12 protein-coding genes and 1 pseudogene are annotated in these 15,352 nt (G+C 44.1%); 10 read left to right on the top strand and 3 right to left on the bottom strand.

Features of this window, described 5'->3' with window-relative positions:
• The first annotated feature begins 198 nt into the window (after positions 1 to 198).
• The gene (gene amt, locus HG66A1_RS30465) at positions 199 to 3,165 is read left to right on the top strand and encodes an ammonium transporter (protein WP_145193146.1); all 2,967 of its coding nucleotides are present in this window, start codon (positions 199 to 201) and stop codon (positions 3,163 to 3,165) included.
• A gap of 3 nt (positions 3,166 to 3,168) precedes the next feature.
• On the opposite strand, the pseudogene HG66A1_RS30460 reads toward amt, so the two are convergent.
• Positions 3,169 to 3,807, bottom strand: a pseudogene (locus HG66A1_RS30460) (ATP-binding protein); the annotation flags it as partial.
• A 68-nt stretch (positions 3,808 to 3,875) separates the two neighbouring features.
• Here HG66A1_RS30460 and HG66A1_RS30455 point away from each other — a divergent pair.
• Positions 3,876 to 5,879 (top strand): recombinase family protein, encoded by a 2,004-nt coding sequence (locus HG66A1_RS30455; RefSeq protein ID WP_145193144.1) that lies wholly within the window; start codon positions 3,876 to 3,878, stop codon positions 5,877 to 5,879.
• 113 nt (positions 5,880 to 5,992) lie between these two features.
• Here HG66A1_RS30455 and HG66A1_RS30450 read toward each other — a convergent pair whose 3' ends face one another.
• A complete protein-coding gene (locus HG66A1_RS30450) occupies positions 5,993 to 7,081 on the bottom strand; it encodes a Dam family site-specific DNA-(adenine-N6)-methyltransferase (RefSeq protein WP_197996887.1) in 1,089 nt (362 codons plus the stop codon).
• Between the two features lie 263 nt (positions 7,082 to 7,344).
• On the opposite strand from HG66A1_RS30450, the gene HG66A1_RS30445 reads away from it, so the two are divergent.
• The 4 genes from HG66A1_RS30445 (at position 7,345) to HG66A1_RS30430 (ending at position 10,669) form a co-directional block, all read left to right on the top strand.
• Positions 7,345 to 8,772 (top strand): DNA methyltransferase, encoded by a 1,428-nt coding sequence (locus HG66A1_RS30445; RefSeq protein ID WP_145193140.1) that lies wholly within the window; start codon positions 7,345 to 7,347, stop codon positions 8,770 to 8,772.
• Between the two features lie 167 nt (positions 8,773 to 8,939).
• Complete coding sequence (locus tag HG66A1_RS30440; protein WP_145193138.1) at positions 8,940 to 9,596, top strand: hypothetical protein; 657 nt, start codon at positions 8,940 to 8,942, stop codon at positions 9,594 to 9,596.
• A gap of 478 nt (positions 9,597 to 10,074) precedes the next feature.
• On the top strand, positions 10,075 to 10,359 hold the full coding sequence (locus tag HG66A1_RS30435) for a hypothetical protein (RefSeq protein WP_145193136.1): 285 nt from the start codon (positions 10,075 to 10,077) through the stop codon (positions 10,357 to 10,359).
• 1 nt (position 10,360) lies between these two features.
• Positions 10,361 to 10,669, top strand: coding sequence for a hypothetical protein (locus HG66A1_RS30430; RefSeq protein ID WP_145193134.1), 309 nt, complete (start codon positions 10,361 to 10,363; stop codon positions 10,667 to 10,669).
• A gap of 437 nt (positions 10,670 to 11,106) precedes the next feature.
• Here HG66A1_RS30430 and HG66A1_RS30425 read toward each other — a convergent pair whose 3' ends face one another.
• Positions 11,107 to 13,053, bottom strand: coding sequence for a hypothetical protein (locus HG66A1_RS30425; RefSeq protein ID WP_197996886.1), 1,947 nt, complete (start codon positions 13,051 to 13,053; stop codon positions 11,107 to 11,109).
• Between the two features lie 639 nt (positions 13,054 to 13,692).
• Here HG66A1_RS30425 and HG66A1_RS30420 point away from each other — a divergent pair.
• Genes HG66A1_RS30420 through HG66A1_RS30405 form a run of 4 tightly spaced genes read left to right on the top strand, consistent with a single transcriptional unit; the run spans position 13,693 to position 15,300 of the window.
• A complete protein-coding gene (locus tag HG66A1_RS30420; RefSeq protein WP_145193130.1) occupies positions 13,693 to 13,998 on the top strand; it encodes a hypothetical protein in 306 nt (101 codons plus the stop codon).
• Between the two features lie 34 nt (positions 13,999 to 14,032).
• Positions 14,033 to 14,377: an HNH endonuclease gene (locus HG66A1_RS30415; RefSeq protein WP_145193128.1), complete on the top strand. Its 345-nt coding sequence runs from the start codon at positions 14,033 to 14,035 to the stop codon at positions 14,375 to 14,377.
• A gap of 55 nt (positions 14,378 to 14,432) precedes the next feature.
• Complete coding sequence (locus HG66A1_RS30410; protein ID WP_145193126.1) at positions 14,433 to 14,717, top strand: hypothetical protein; 285 nt, start codon at positions 14,433 to 14,435, stop codon at positions 14,715 to 14,717.
• Positions 14,718 to 14,730: 13 nt separating this feature from the next.
• Positions 14,731 to 15,300, top strand: coding sequence for a DUF416 family protein (locus tag HG66A1_RS30405; protein WP_145193123.1), 570 nt, complete (start codon positions 14,731 to 14,733; stop codon positions 15,298 to 15,300).
• Positions 15,301 to 15,352: the final 52 nt, after the last annotated feature.

The following is a 15,352-nucleotide window of genomic DNA, read 5'->3' as shown; positions in this document are numbered from 1 at the left end:
AAGGGGGCGATTGTCTGGATTGAACGCGGATGTCTGACAAATCGGACTGGCGGGTCGAAATATGAGGTGTTCCACTCAGAATTCTTTTGACTGTCTCTGAAGTGGATCTAAATTTTAACAATTCTATTTCCCTCATATGACAATCATTTTGTGCTTCGAAATGATTGTGGTTGCATGACTTGAAGGCCCCCTCATTCAATGTCTTACGAGTTAACCACGAATACGATCTGGGTATTAATCTGTACCAGCTTGGTATTTTTGATGCAGGCAGGCTTCTGTTGCCTGGAATCAGGACTGTCACGCTCGAAAAACAGTATTAATGTCGCGACCAAGAATGTCGTCGATTTCTTTATCGGAACGTTCCTGTTCTGGCTCTTCGGTTACGGACTCATGTTTGGCGAGTCCTTTCAGGGTCTGATCGGAACGACCGGTTTCGCCTTTGCTGACAACAGCACCACTCACTGGGCCACCGTTGTCTTTCTGTTCCAGCTTGTGTTCTGCAGTACCGCGATGACGATCTCTTCGGGCGCGGTCGCAGAGCGGATGCGGTTTCGCTCCTATGTGATCCTGGCTTGTGCCATTGGTGCGGTTGCCTATCCTGTGTTCGGTCACTGGGCCTGGGCCCGGGATGCCGCAGGTGCCCCGGCAGGCTGGCTGGGAAAGCTGGGCTTCATGGACTTCGCCGGTTCCAGTGTCGTGCATTCCGTCGGAGCCTGGTCTGCGCTGGCAGCAGTGTTGATCCTGGGACCACGCACGGGACGCTTTGGCGCGGGCGCTGATAAATCCCGCTTCTCAGCAAGTAACCTGCCCCTGGCGGCACTCGGATTTTTGATTCTGTGGTTTGGCTGGTTTGGTTTTAACGGCGGGAGCACGCTGGCATTAAACGGACAGGTTCCCTCTATCATATTAAATACGATTCTGGCCGGGATCGCGGGGGGCGTCTTTGCACTCCTCTGGGAAATGTTCTCGTCTAAACAGATTTCGGTAGAAAATATCTTCAATGGATCACTGGCAGGGCTGGTGGCTGTGACAGCGGGCTGTAACGTTGTTTCCTATCCCAGCGCGATTCTGATTGGCTTGATCGCCGGCGCGGTCATGCTGGGAGCAACGTATCTGCTCGAAAAATGCATGCAAGTTGATGATGTCGTGGGAGCGATTCCCGTGCATGGATTCGCGGGTGTCTGGGGGACCCTGGCTGTCGCCCTCTTTGCTGAAATGGAGCACGTACCGCACGGTATCACACGCATGCACCTCTTGGGAATTCAAGCCCTTGGGGTGGCTGTCTGCTTCGTCTGGAGCTTCAGTTTTATCTGGGTTTGTATGTGGACGCTGAATCGCTTCCTGCCGATCCGGGTTTCCGCGGGGGACGAAAAAATTGGTCTCAACGTGGCCGAACATGGTGCTTCTACCGAATTGCACAGTCTGCTGGAAACCATGATTGCCCACGAAAAGGGGGACAACACTTCTCGGGCCGAGGTCGACGACTTTACCGAAGCCGGGATTGTGGGATATCAATACAACCGTGTGCTGGACGCCCAGGAAGTCCTGTTATCGGATGTAAAAGACCGAGAGCTGCGTTACCGCTCGATCATGGACAACGTGATGGATGCCATCATCACGATTAACCTGGAAGGCAGGATTGAAGAGTTCAACCTGGGAGCGGAGCACCTGTTTGGCTATCTGAATCACGAGGTGATCGGGCAGAACATCAACCTGCTGATTCCTCCCCTGCACCAGAGTCTGCAGCACAAATACTCCGAAGGAGACTTGAATCCGCAACTGGTTCGCGCGATCGGTTCGCGGCAGGAAATCGTGGCCCAGCGACAGGATGGATCAACGTTCCCCGCCGAACTGGCGGTGAGTTCAGTTGTTCTGGCGGACCGGGAAATCTTCACCGGAATTATCCAGGACATCAGCGAACGCAAAGAATACGAACGCTCATTGAACGAAGCACGGAAACGGGCCGAAGCTGCCAGTGATGCCAAGAGTGAATTCCTGGCCAATATGAGTCATGAAATCCGCACTCCGATGACGGCCATTCTGGGTTTCACTGATATCCTGCTCGGTAATCTGAAAGAGAAAGAAGATATTGAGGCAGCTCACATTGTCAAACGCAATGGCGAGTATCTGATCGGCGTGATCAATGACATTCTGGACCTGTCCAAGATCGAAGCCCGCAAGATCGAACTCGAGCAGGTACGGGTCAATATTCAAGAGATCGTGCGGGACATTGCTGCTCTGATGCAGGTCAAGGCTGACTTGAAGCAGCTCAAACTGCAGATTGAATTTGAGAATCCGATTCCGGAAACAATCGTTACTGATCCAACGCGACTGCGTCAGGTGTTGATCAATCTGCTGGGGAATGCGATCAAATTCACCGAGACCGGTTACGTAAAACTCTGCATCCAGACCATCAACCTGGAAGACTCCTGTGCGCAACTCCAATTCGACGTCATTGATACAGGCATCGGCATCTCGGAAGCAGCACTCTCTCAGATTTATCAACCGTTTACACAGGCCGACAATTCAACGACCCGGAAATATGGCGGCACCGGTCTGGGGCTGGCCATTTCCAAACGCCTGGTCGAAATGCTGGGTGGACAGATCAAGGTCTCGAGTAAAGTCGGCGTGGGAAGTACTTTCACCATCACGGTCAACACCGGCTCTCTCGAAGGAGTGCGTCTGTTGCACTTGGATAAAAGTTCCTTCCGCAAAGCCACAGAGGAACAGAAACAGGAGCATCCTATGGAGTCTGGCCGGAGTGTGGCCTCCCGGCGTGTACTGATCGTGGAAGACGGCCTCGACAATCAGCGACTCATCTCGTTTCTGCTGAAGAAAGAGGGCATGGAAGTCGAACTGGCAGATAATGGAAAGCTCGGGGCCGAACAGGCACTGGCTGCCCAGGAAGCCGGGCACCCCTATGATTTCGTGCTGATGGATATGCAGATGCCGGTCATGGATGGTTACACGGCAACACGCAAACTCAGAGAGGCGGGCTATAAGCGTCCGATTATCGCACTGACGGCCCACGCGATGAAAAACGATATGGAAAAATGTCTGAACGCGGGCTGTGATGCCTATGCAACCAAGCCGGTCAATAAACAGAAACTGCTGGAGACCATCTCGCACTTGGCCGCGCCGCAGGCATCAGAACAGGCAGACTGAGTTTCACGACCAGAACTGACGATCCAGAGTGCGGTAGTTGATAGCTTCACTGACATGCGCTGCAGTAATCTGATCGCTCTGGTCGAGATCTGCAATCGTGCGACTGATGCGTAAAATTTTATCGTGTGCCCGGGCAGACAGGCCCATCTCCTCCATCGCAGTTTTCAACAGGCCCTCAGCATCCGAGGCCAGCTGGCTAAATTTCCTCAACTGGCGAGGTGTCATTCGACCGTTATGCGACGTCTTTTCATTTGCGAAGCGGCGCGCCTGAATCTCACGGGCCGCCGACACCTGCTCGCGCATGGTCTGACTGTTGGTGCCTGAAGTCTGGTTTGACAGTTCGCGAAAGGGGACCGGGGGAACTTCGATGTGAATATCGATCCGGTCCAGCAGCGGTCCACTGATTTTGGAAAGATAACGCTCGATCTGCATCGGATTGCAGGAACATTTTCGTCTCGGATCAGACAGGTAGCCGCAGGGGCAGGGATTCATCGCGGAGATCAGCATCACGTTCGCAGGAAACGTAACGCTGCCGATCGCACGGGAGATGGTGACTTCCCCGCCTTCCAGTGGCTGTCGTAACACTTCCAGGGTACGGCGATTGAATTCGGGCAGCTCGTCCAGAAACAGCAAGATATTGTAGTTCTAGGAGTATCTGATAGAATTTAACCCTTTCGTTCTATTATACCAGTATTAAGTAAGAGTATAGCATGGCATTGGTTTATTCATATCTGAGATTCTCATCAAAAAAACAAGAACTCGGGGACAGCAAACGCAGACAGCTTGAACTCGGACAGAAATGGATCGCTCGCAACAAGCACACTGAAAGCAATCTTAAATTTCAAGACTTGGGTGTATCTGCTTTTAGAGGTAGAAATAAGCACTCGGGAGCACTCAAGAAATTCATAACTATGTGTCAGGCAGGTGATATTGAACCGGGTGCAATTCTGCTTGTTGAAAATCTTGATCGGCTTTCAAGAGAAGGGGCTGACGAAGCTTTTGTAATGTTTAAACAAATTCTTTCTGCTGGCGTTAATATCGCTGTTTTAAAACCAGATGAAAGACTCTACACAAAAGAATCGATTAAGGATTTCTTTTCTCTGTTAATGCCTCTTATGTATTTTCATATAGCATATATCGAATCCAAAAACAAAAGCGATCGGCTTAAATCAAGTTGGAACAATAAACGAGATAAGAAGGAAATATTCAATAAACGTTGTCCTGCTTGGATCGGCTATGATGATGAGAAAAAATGTTTTGTACTCAACAGTGGAGCTAAAGCAATTCAATTCATTTTTGAGCAAACAGCCGAAGGACAAAGCCAAAAACAGATCCTAAAATCATTGCAAAAGCAAATTAATCCAATCGGAACTTCTGGAAAATGGAACCTGAGTTACATTGCTAAAGTATTAAATGATACTGCCACTTATGGTGAACTACAGCCCATGGAATATGATCACCAAAAAGGAAAGAAAGTTCCAGCAGGCCAACCAATAGAAGATTATTATCCCGCCGCAATCTCTCAAGATCTTTGGTACATGGCCCAAAATGAAAAAGGAAAAAGAAAACCAAACATTGCTAAACATGATCCATATGTCAATATTTTTAAGGGTTTGGTTTTTAATGCTAATGATCGTCATTCTATGCATATGATTCGAAGTAGACGGAAAAGTGATTATCAGAGACGGTTGGTTTCTTATGGTCATATCAGAAAATTAGATGATTCGGACTCCGTGTCTGTCGATTTATCCGAACTGAATCGAATGTTTTTGGAAACATTACTCGCGATCCAACCTTCTGACATCTCACCGACTCAAACTAATTCACAAAAAGACATTTCAAAATGTGAATCTGCATTGATCGATATTAAAAAAAGAATGAAAGAAGTTGAAACGGCGATGATTGATGCCGCCGGTAGCCCTATTAGTATTCTTGTCTCCTCATTAAACAAACTTGAAGAACAGAAAAAAGAATACAAGAAACGACTATCTGAATTGAAATCACAACAGCACAATAATGCTATTGATATGTTGTATATGGCAGAGTTTCTCTCGAAAAGCCCGAATGAAAATGAATTACGCCAGAGACTCCATAGTAAAATGGTGGACGCTATTGACAAAATATGGATCAAACCGGAAAAGCATTACGGAAAAGTCTATGCATTAGTTGAGATTTTCTGGGCCAACAAAACGACGATGACAGAATTCGTTATTGGCCACGGTGTTGCTGATGTATCGATTAAAGGTACGACAGCAATTCATCACAACTTTGGAACTCCTGCATCTCCGAAACTCTTCGCTTTTGATCTACGAGATCAAAAGTCTGCCAACAGAATGGTGTTACATAAATTAGCCAAGCAGTGTAATGAAATTAAACCCTATGAATTGCCAGATAAAATACCAGCAACCTTAAATGAAGCTATTGACGTTTGGATAAACATCCAACGAGCTGAACAGAAAAAAGGTAGTTTCAGAGTGATTATTCCGCAGATCGCTAGGTTTAAGGAATTCACTGCAAAAAATAAAATCACAAGGAAAAGCCATTTCAAGGATGGGATACAATTCAAGTGGCAAAAGTATCTCTTAAAGAAAATCAAAACAGAAGATATTAGTCAGGGTACTGCACGAAACACATACAACCGGGCAAGGCAATTCCTCAGATGGTGGGAGGTTAAAATTGAATTTCCGACATGTGGTTTTCTAATGAAAAAATAATGTCTAGCTGAATCTTGTTGTAAGATGTTTTTCAAACCAAAACCCAAATCTGAAAACCGCAACCTGTCATTTTGACAAATTGCCAGATTCCAGTTTTCCAGATTTCCAAAAATTCACTTTCTGGAAATGTAAAGACTATCTCTTAGGTCACCACCTGCATTTCCATTCATTCTCGCCAATGAAGAGGATCCAGAATCGATCAAAAGATGCTCATCATAAAGATCAGTGGGCACATCAACTCTACGATCTTCCTCTCCAGAGAATCCATTCAGTGAAAGAAGATAATCTGACGATTGCTTTCTCAGCCAACAGAAGAATGTCTCAAAATCAAATGGTCCGTTATATAAAACGAAACGTGGACTGATTCTGTACGGTGGATCGAGATATAAAAGATCGCCTTCTGATGCCTGAATCCGCTGGTAGTTCCGCCAGTAGAATCGCACATCATATTGTCTAAGTAAGTTACTCCAGTCCAGAATGATTCTTCTTACGGTATCTGGTTTCATACCGCCTCTTCCATGATGAAATGCAGCAGTGAAATTTCCCTGTTGATTGAAACGAATCAAACCATTCCTGCATGTTCGCAATAGAAAGAAGAAGAGAGCAGGGCATTGCGAATCATTAAATTCATCTCGGACTGACTGGTAGAATGACGCTCCTTCCTTTTGAAGCTTTCTCCACATCTCGTCATATCTGAGAACCAGCTTCCGGGGATTCTCTTTCACCATCCTCCAAAGCCCTATCAATGGTTTGCAGGTATCTGAGCAGCGATATCGATTGACTTTGATATCGGATTTCAAGAGCCGATAGAGGACAGATCCACCACCCACAAATGGCTCATAGTATGTCTCTATCTTTTGGGGAAATCTACTAATGATTTCCTCTGCTTGCAGACGTTTGCTGCCAGTCCATTTGATCAATACCTGATCTTGAATCGGACTGAAATTCTCTGTGGTTTGCTCTCTCCACAGATCAGAAATTTGGAGCCCATAGCGGTCAGTAATTCTCTCCAGATCTTTCTGAGTTCGCCTGTCTACCCGCTCAAGTCCCCGGTGACACAGCCTTCTCATCCACTTGTAATCGACTCCCAGTTCATCAGCGAAGGTCCGCTGATTAAGGAATTCATACTGAAGAAATGCCTCCAGATTTTTGTGGAAGGTGGAAGATCGATTGGATGCAGGGTGGTCTGTCATTTTGTTCATTGTATCGAGTTTTCCTGTATTTGACACCCATATGTGGATCCAAATCGAGTTCATCAATAATCAGTTTAAACCGTTGGAAACAGGAGACATGGAAAAATGCCTTTGATCAGGTTTTGGGGAAATTGCCCCAACTTTGGATGTGGAATTCCCCGGTTTTCGCCGGAAAAGCTTTCTCGCTGACACTCCCACGACACCCGCTGACACCCATAAGTCAGGTGTCAAAGAGACACTCAATTCAAATTTACACAAAAAGGAGAAGATGAATGAGCAAGGTGATCAACAAAAACAAGGTTCAGTTTTTCCCAGTAATGAGTGAAGAGGAATTCGAAGCACTTAAAGCTTCTATTGCTGATCGAGGTGTCGAAGTACCCATCATCGTCGATCAGTCCGGGGAAGTTGTTGATGGATTTCAACGAAAACGTGCATGCGAAGAGTTGGGGATCGACTGCCTAACCGAAGTTCGTGATTTTGTAAATGAAACTGAAAAACTGGAACTGGCACTTATCCTCAACTGCAATCGACGCCACCTGAACCAGAATCAGAAACGTAAACTCATCGAAGACTATCTGCTCCGTGATGCAGAAATTGCAGATAACCACCTCGCAGGGATTATCGGGGTGTCCAAAAACACTGTCGCCAGTGTGCGGAAGAAATTGGAGGCAAGTTGTCAAATTGACAAGCACGAAACGCTTCGTGGGAAGGATGGCGTAAAGCGGCCCAAAAAGCAGAAACGCATTATTACGAACACACCCAAGGAGACCGAAAAAGCGTGTCAGATGATTCTCCAGTTGCCTGAGAAGAGTTCGGGGAAAACACACGATGTCATAAGTGCCCAACGGCACGCCAAACGCAATCAGAATGCACAGAAACGAAAGGTAGAAGGTGAATCTGTCATTCCAGTCACAGATGATGATATTCGACTTTTTCATACACCATTCCAAAAATTGGAATCAGTCGCTGGAATCGAGCCTGAATCAGTGCAACTTATTTGCACTGACATTCCTTATGACAAATCATTTCTTCCACAAATCGAAGAGCTTGCAGAATTCGCAAAACGAGTCCTTGTTGATGGTGGCGTGTTAGTCACCTACTGCGGTCAGTATTGGCTCCCGCAGGTAATGGAAATGCTTGGTAAACATCTCGATTACCGATGGATGATCGCTTCCTGTTGGAGCGGGGATGCAAACCAGATCAATATTGGGAACTGCAACATCACCAATAGTTGGAAGCCTATCTTGGTTTTCTCAAAGGGGAAAATGAACGGGAAAGGTGTGTTTCAAGACGTTAGCCATATTGAATCAAAAGAGAAAGATTGGCACGACTGGCAGCAGCCACTCACGGAGGCTGAGTTTTTAATTCGTTCATTTTCTTCCGCTGGAGATTTTGTCGTCGACACATGTAGCGGAGGATTTACGACTGCGGTTGCATCCCGGAATTTGAACCGTCGATTTATCGGTTGCGATATCGATGAAGAATGTGTGCAAAACGGACACAGACGGCTCCAGTTGACCAAATCGCTGACTGAATACGTTGAGGACGCTGTGGAGTTGGGGCGTTCTGATATCAATGAAATGCTTCAAGACTGGTCTGAAATCAATGCAGTCAGTCCCGCTCTTGCATCTGGTCTGGTCCTTGAACTGTCGGAAAGCATCAGGGAGTCGGTTAATAGCGAACCAATGATTGCTGTGTGAGTCTTTGGCAGATCAGAAACTGTTCACAGCATAAATGCTATTCCGTAAAGAGTATTTTTGCTGAAAACGGATTAGTGCTGGATGTGTGCTGTATGGGGAGCTTGTGTTTAAGCCAGCTCCCCATCTTTTCAGTGTTTCCAACAATTGTTCCATAGAAGGAGAAAGCGATGTCTATCAGAATTATTCATGGTGCGAGTGAAGCGTCGTTCGAGTTATCCGGTCACCCAATTTATTTAGTTGCCGAAAAACTAAGGGATATTTTAAATGTTCCGTCTCAGTTTATCAGCTACTTAGACGGTCGATTAGTTTCAAACAACTATGTTCTGGATGGCAAACATGAAGTGCTGGAATTTGTAAAACCTTTTGGACGCAAAGGCGGTCTACCTGATTTTTGGTCTGAAAATGAATTGCTCGAATTTTTTGGGAACGAAGCAATAGAGAGGATAGTTGAAGCTGGGCTCGATCTGGAATCGAATTCAGTTATTCCCAAAAGTGAAGTCATAGCTTGGAATGACTGGCTGCATAATTCAGAGGAACCACGACTGGAGATTCCTGCGAGAGTCAATATCAAAAAAGAAATCATCCAGATGAATGGAGAGAACTACCATATCGATCAGGAAATGGCTGCGATTGTTAAATGCATAGTTGATGCCAAGGGGGCTTGGATTACAACGACTGAAATGCAGAAGAAATATCCTGAATATATTGTGAACAACCGCGTCGATGATGTGATTCGCCGTAAGATATTTACCCACAAATCAGGCATCGGTGATTATATCGAGAGTTGCTGGAAAGGTTATCACCTAACTTCCCTCAAAGAGTGAGGGACGTACTCAATATTTTCTTCGGTCGTCCCGCACTTCTGGTTCCGGTAGATTCCCTGCGTTGGTTATGTCTTACCAGTTGACAGATATGGATGAGATGGAAGACATGATTGATCAGTTCTACATGGAAACTTTCAAAATGTGAGGGAAAACAGAAATGATGACAGACAGAGACAAACTAACAGTCATCTTAATTAAGATTTTGGATGCTACTGATTTGGATGATGATGACCAAGAATATATCTACAACAAGATCACTAGCGGTTTATCAAAAGTAGACATTGAATCCTATTTGATCTACTGCATAAAGCAGATCGTGAATGATGAAGTAATTGATGCTTCGAAAAACTAAGCATCTTTGTGACACAAAAAGTCAAAAATGATTCTCGGCACCATCATGGCAGATCAGATATAAGGTTGCCCTGCTGCTTTTGGGGCAGACAATCATACTTTAATTTTTATGAGGGGAATTTGAGAGATGAGTAATAATAAATCTATCTGCTATCGTTGCGGGTGCAAAAGATATAACAAACGTGTATCTGTCATTGTGGAGTGCAGTAAATCAGACTTGCACAAAGGATTCGAAAATATAGGTGATGATATGCATAGAGGGCAAATCAATCTATGTGATGATTGTGCAAGTGCAATCAAGCCAAACGACAGCTTACCTTGGTTGACTGGGGTTGATGAGCCAACCGCAATTTTTAAGACCGAAATACGCTCATTATTGATCCATAATTTTCTCAACTCAAAGGGGATTTGAGATGACAAAAACAATTAAAAGAGAAATCACAACAGAGGCAATGCAAAACTTTTGGGCCGAAAAATCAAAAGAACTGGAAGCCTTAACCAAAAAGTATAAAGGCAGAACTGATATTTATGGCGATATGTCTGAAGATATCCCAGATACAAACTCAGTCTCTGCCGAGCTGGCAACTGATGTTGAAATATTGCTTGAGCAGTATTTCGGGTTTGACAGATTTGGTTTTCGTGATGCGTTTGATGCTTCTGGTGGTGATTTTGCTTTGATGATTGACGAATCAGTTGAGAATCTCATTGATTCGCATTTGTAATTTTTGGACCAAAATATTTTTCTGCCTGCTTCGCGGGCAGTATCCGCTATTCGTAGCGTGTGGATTGCAACGAGAAGTATATGAGAAACTTAAAGTTTCAAAAGCCTCTGTGAATTCATTTTTCACAGGGGCTTTATCATTGTAATCAAGGGGTTTGTTGTTTTAATTCCTGAACAGCCTGAAAACATCAGGGATTCGATTAATAACGAACTTCTAACCGCTTTCATGGAGGTTGATGCCACGGAAACTGTTCACAGAATAGAATGACTGTAGGTAAAGCATTTTTTGTACTGTGAACTAATTCTTGCTGGATGCTTGTGGGAAAATGATGTGGTACCAACTCTAGCATGTGTTTGTTTGGGGGCGGCATGGAAATGAGAAAAAAGCACCAACCTGAATTGAGTTCAGAATGTTGTTCTAAAATATACAATTTCTCATCAGGTCACAGACTCCCTGTGCGTTACTCGCGGATTGGTAGTCAAAAACTGATTATTAAGCTGATCATCAAATGAAGAAATATTCAATCTTTCAGGTCTCCTCAAAAAGTAGGAGACAGTATATAGATCACTTTTATATTTTGTTGTATTGTTAGTAATTACAGTTTCTGTCTCTACCACAACAGCCTGTAATCGCTCCGTAAATGCTTTACCTACACCATATGCTCTAGCACGATTACTTCCCGTTTTAGTCCTGTGTTTTTCTGGATGACAATACTCTATACGAACATAAATCCAGTCCCATTCAGTTAATAGTCGCAAAAACTGTGTCTGTTTGTCATGACTTTTAATCTTGATGTCATAATCGCACAGAACATGGGGCAGGGCACTTACCGGTATTTCACGAGGACAACATCGTACATACCTTAAAAAATAGGCAACTGCCCGAATCACTTCGTCCTGCTTCTCCTGTTTTTGGGCCTGTTTACTTCCGACTAATAATGGAGTCATTTCCCTTATTAACTGAGACTTTTCTTCCTCAGAAAACTCTAACTGGGGACAGTCTACAACTACATCTTCATGCTTCTTCGATGTAACAACCCATGTTGTTTTATCAGAAACCCGAAAACCAATGTTGTTCCATCGCTCTTGTGACTTTTGCCATTTACCAGAAACAGGCGAATCCCAGATCTTATTAGCAGTCCTCTCTGCAACTCGCCTCACTTCCGGTAAATCATCCAGCCGGGAACTGACTGTTTTGTCTGGTAATCCTTCCACGTAAGACATCACAACATCAACCGCGTCCTCTTCCGACAAACCTTCAGCACGCATCGCATGTAATGTTGTGTTTATGGCAGAATTTAGATGTATGAAATATTCCAAGTTTCCATCTTTCCAGAATCCAACAATGGCACCACGAGTCTTTCCTTTTAACGATCTTTTTTCCTGTTTTTGTGGCTTTGTTGCTTTTTGAACAACCGTCTTTTGTTGTTTCTGTTCTTTAATTTCTGCAGGACGAACATCCAATCGCTCAACAACATACTGGTAAACATCATCTTTGGGCAAGTATTGTCTGTTGGAATCACCCAACCACTGAATGTAACCGACAACATCCTGTGTTTCCTTGCCACGACTTGTGATTAAATCCAGTGGTCTGTCTAGCAACATCGTTCTGCCGCGAGCTAGTGGCAACCGAACACCTCTTTGAGTGTCTGGATAAACCTCCACATTGAACTTAGGGTCATACTCAGAACCTTTCGTAAAATTCAGTTCTGGGTCTTTTCTGTCTGCACCAGCCAGTTGTCTCCACAACCAACGACGACGTGATTCTAAAGATGAATTGTTCCCGAAAAACAATATTAGATGGACGCCTCCCGCGTTGTTTTCAGAAACCTGATAATGACATCGATGTTGCCCATGAAACAGCTCCAGAAGGGCACTCAGACGGTTTAAAAATAAAACAAGACCTTTGTTGTGGTAATCGAGATCGATAATTAAACAATAAGAACTTTTGGCCCCAAAGATTCCATAAATCTCTTTTCCCCAGATGTGGTCTATTGAATTTTGGAGACCAAAGCTTTCCTTGAAATGTCTCCAGCTCCAGTTGTCAGCCTCAGCATCCCAATACTTATCGTCACCATCATGTTCCCACGCTCCTTGAGTCCATTTAATTAATTTATTGCGATCAGCAGGCTCGACGAAACATCTGTAAAACAGATGGCGTGACACATTCAACGGAGTCTTTTTGACTGGTGATGTCTGGCTGACGTGATACAGGCTGATGTACTTTTCAGAATCGAATTCATGATCTACTGTCTCCAGCTTACGTGTTTGCACAATTCGGAATTGTGCTGCTGGGGATTGTTTTGGCTTCACTTTTCGAAACTGCAAAGTCCATCTATTTCTGGTGGCGTATTCCTTTGGAACGATACGCCAGTCATCATGCACTGGGACTTTTGATTTTGTGTTTGAAAGATTGTTCTGAAATACTTCAGATACGTGGACTGAAATTGTGCTCTCAGCACTATTATACTTGTAAGACATATCATTTATTTTATGGGGGAGCTGTTTTCAGAGTGGCTCCCCCTTTTCCTTTCATAATTCAGTGAGCAGTTTAACAAAAACACTGTCCTATGATTAAGTAGAGTTTTCATTAATCTTTTTTGGACACAAAGTCGGAAGAATTATGAAAGGAATAAGAAAGGATGTTTTTTGTGTGGAGCAGGGGAGGATGAATTATAAAGTTCTTCTGAATCTCATTCTGGATGACATTCGCATTTTAAATCGATCTCAGATTTTTATTCCAAGAACTGAATGATTGAAATTCCTCTGGATTAGAATTTTCATTTCTGCTAATATTCGCTCTCTGAATTACCACGAATTACATTGATTTACTTTCTTCTACTGGAATGCTTCGGCTCTTTGGTTTGAGCTCAAAAGCGTCCGCCGAACCATCGCATGGTTTGGCATCCCAACTTCTCTTTTCTGGATCGCATTACGTACCACGTATTCCAGACCGCAATCTTGAATTATGTAGAGAAGCCATTTGGGTTGTGAATTATAAGTATTTAGAACGGGAATAAACCGATGAGTAGCCAAGCATGGATTCGAGATGACGATAGAATTGAAATTCTGACAGATGAAGGCGATCAACTAATTCTTTCTTTCGAAGAGGCACAGAATTTTCGGATTGAAATTGAGAATGCACGACTTACTGCATTTATAGAAGCGAACATTGGTGTTGATCGGAATGATACCATTACAGTAAACGACATACACTTTTCACCAGAAGATGCGGAACAGCTTTCCGTGAGACTGGAATATCTATCTTACTATGAGGAACGGAGGCCATCTAAGTTGGAGAAAATCAACTGGCTCGAAGAAGGATTCTAAAATCAGAAATCGATCTCATCTGTATAAATAAAATATGCACGAGAAGTCACTCTACAAGACAACAAAATGGCAACGTGTCCGCGAACGCGTTTATGAGAGAGATCACGGGCTATGCCAACTCTGTGGCAGACCCGGAATCGATACCCATCATCTTCGTTACGATCAGGGATTTTACAACGAAGAATGGCTCATTCTGGTCTGTCGTCGATGTCATGACATCTGGCAGGGCGTGTATCCAAATCACATCGACGATGAAAATGACTTGAAACCGGTTTTGAATCGGATTGCTGAAATTTCCAGAGCACTGGATGGGCTAGAGTGTATTTATGATTTTAGTGGTGGGGGCCATAAATGGAATGCCCATCCCAAAACGCTCTAATTTGATTAGATCTCATTCTCAAGTAAATGAACCGCCCCCAACAGGGAGAATAGAAATGCCAGATGATATTCCAAATGATTATCAGGAGATTCTGCACCAGATACACGCGGAGATGTTTCTACGGCGTCTGAAACATCATTTAGATCCAGCCAGTGAAATAACTATGAATGAAAATATTGTGTCTGATCTAAACGATTTGGATCTACGTTTACTCGTGCAAGATGAATCTCCTTCTACTGATAGTGAAGTGATTCAAAAGTTTCTAGAAGATGACGAGTTTCGTGATAATCTTTTGATGGCTACTCGTACTTTAATGAAGTCCCAATCAAAAGAAACATAGAATCTCACTGCTGATGAAAAAACAAATCCACGATTTTGACGACTATTCCGAATTTATTACGAAGCAGCTTCGCACGCTCCGTCATTTTGAAAGATGCTTGTTTTCCGTCTGGTGTGCCGACCATCTGCTGACATTACATGCCGATCTCCTCGCAGAAAATCTGTCGAAATCTGATCTGCGAATTTTACAGGATATTTTAAATGAACTATGGGATGCATTGTTGAGCGGGATAATCCCTGAGAAAGACCAGTTGAATGCCCTCGAAATGGATTTCATGGCAATCGATGACGGATGGGACACACCAATGGAAGGCATTCATCCCGTCGTATCGATAGTGCAACAGAGCGTTGGAATGTGCATTTTGTGTTGTCGCAGAAACGATGTTGGGTTGGCTCAGACTGTTTCTCAGTCAGTGATTGGTAGCCTTGAATGCACGATCGAAGAGAGTGATACCAGTTATTCACCAGATACTCTGTTTGAGCAAACGCAGATTCAGAACGAAATTGAGGCTCAATTGGATATGACTAAGCACCTAAAAGGCGAGTATGAATTGGTTCCGAAGCTGAGGATGATGTTTGGTTGAGGTTGTCCCATTTCTACCATCTGTGATTCTGTTCTGATGCGTACCTATAATT

Source organism: Gimesia chilikensis (assembly GCF_007744075.1).
GTDB lineage: Bacteria > Planctomycetota > Planctomycetia > Planctomycetales > Planctomycetaceae > Gimesia > Gimesia chilikensis_A.
Note: the sequence above shows the minus strand (reverse complement) of the source record. Positions and strands in the feature narration are given on the sequence as shown.

What these genes read in the sequence shown, in the direction of transcription:
- HG66A1_RS30445 (WP_145193140.1), top strand. Translation starts at nt 7,345, where the DNA reads ATGAGCAAGGTGATCAACAAAAACAAGGTTCAGTTTTTCCCAGTAATG.
- HG66A1_RS30455 (WP_145193144.1), top strand. Translation starts at nt 3,876, where the DNA reads ATGGCATTGGTTTATTCATATCTGAGATTCTCATCAAAAAAACAAGAA.
- HG66A1_RS30415 (WP_145193128.1), top strand. Translation starts at nt 14,033, where the DNA reads ATGCACGAGAAGTCACTCTACAAGACAACAAAATGGCAACGTGTCCGC.
- amt (WP_145193146.1), top strand. Translation starts at nt 199, where the DNA reads ATGTCTTACGAGTTAACCACGAATACGATCTGGGTATTAATCTGTACC.
- HG66A1_RS30435 (WP_145193136.1), top strand. Translation starts at nt 10,075, where the DNA reads ATGAGTAATAATAAATCTATCTGCTATCGTTGCGGGTGCAAAAGATAT.
- HG66A1_RS30405 (WP_145193123.1), top strand. Translation starts at nt 14,731, where the DNA reads ATGAAAAAACAAATCCACGATTTTGACGACTATTCCGAATTTATTACG.
- HG66A1_RS30420 (WP_145193130.1), top strand. Translation starts at nt 13,693, where the DNA reads ATGAGTAGCCAAGCATGGATTCGAGATGACGATAGAATTGAAATTCTG.
- HG66A1_RS30450 (WP_197996887.1), bottom strand. Translation starts at nt 7,081, where the DNA reads ATGAACAAAATGACAGACCACCCTGCATCCAATCGATCTTCCACCTTC.
- HG66A1_RS30410 (WP_145193126.1), top strand. Translation starts at nt 14,433, where the DNA reads ATGCCAGATGATATTCCAAATGATTATCAGGAGATTCTGCACCAGATA.
- HG66A1_RS30430 (WP_145193134.1), top strand. Translation starts at nt 10,361, where the DNA reads ATGACAAAAACAATTAAAAGAGAAATCACAACAGAGGCAATGCAAAAC.
- HG66A1_RS30440 (WP_145193138.1), top strand. Translation starts at nt 8,940, where the DNA reads ATGTCTATCAGAATTATTCATGGTGCGAGTGAAGCGTCGTTCGAGTTA.